The 500-nt window shown below is 45.6% G+C and carries 1 protein-coding gene; it reads left to right on the top strand.

Annotation, left to right across the window (positions count from 1 at the left end):
- On the top strand, positions 1 to 204 hold a 204-nt coding region (locus GY843_RS09465), incomplete at its 5' end, for a hypothetical protein (RefSeq protein WP_297308930.1).
- Between the last annotated feature and the right edge of the window lie 296 nt (positions 205 to 500).

Raw genomic sequence — 500 nt, 5'->3', positions numbered from 1 at the left:
GCATCCATGGATTACGACGCGCTGACAGAGATGGTCATCGAGCTGGGCCTCGCAACCAATGAGGATTGGAATGCGTTTTACCGGTCTGAGGTGTGTAGGTTTATACACATGGGGGTAATTATATTCTTTCTGGCGCATTGCCTGTTGGATATGTTTGCAACATGGATGCACACTTTTTGCCACAAGCAAACAACTAATATATGACAATGATGATGCTTTTAGGTTATGCATACGGTCATGTTTTATGCTCAGTTCAACCCGACGCTGCTCTCATTACCAACGGCGACAGAAGATGAATTCGAAGAAACTGCAAACGATGCTGAATTGGGACCCAAAAGCGAACCCGAAACCAAGTTTTATAGTTATGGCTGATTTCGTGGGATTTGGAAAATGCGCGCGCAAGCGCAAGAGTCAATCAGCCGTTTTTGCTGCGCAAATATCTGACTGATTTCTGGTGAAAGTACGACTGGTTCCATGATGCGCCTTTAGCAGAGCTAGAG

This window comes from Neptuniibacter sp. (assembly GCF_024231755.1).
In the GTDB taxonomy this organism is placed as follows: Bacteria; Pseudomonadota; Gammaproteobacteria; order Pseudomonadales; family Balneatricaceae; genus Neptuniibacter.
The sequence above is the reverse complement of the archived record's forward strand: the minus strand, read 5'-3'. Positions and strand labels throughout refer to the sequence as shown.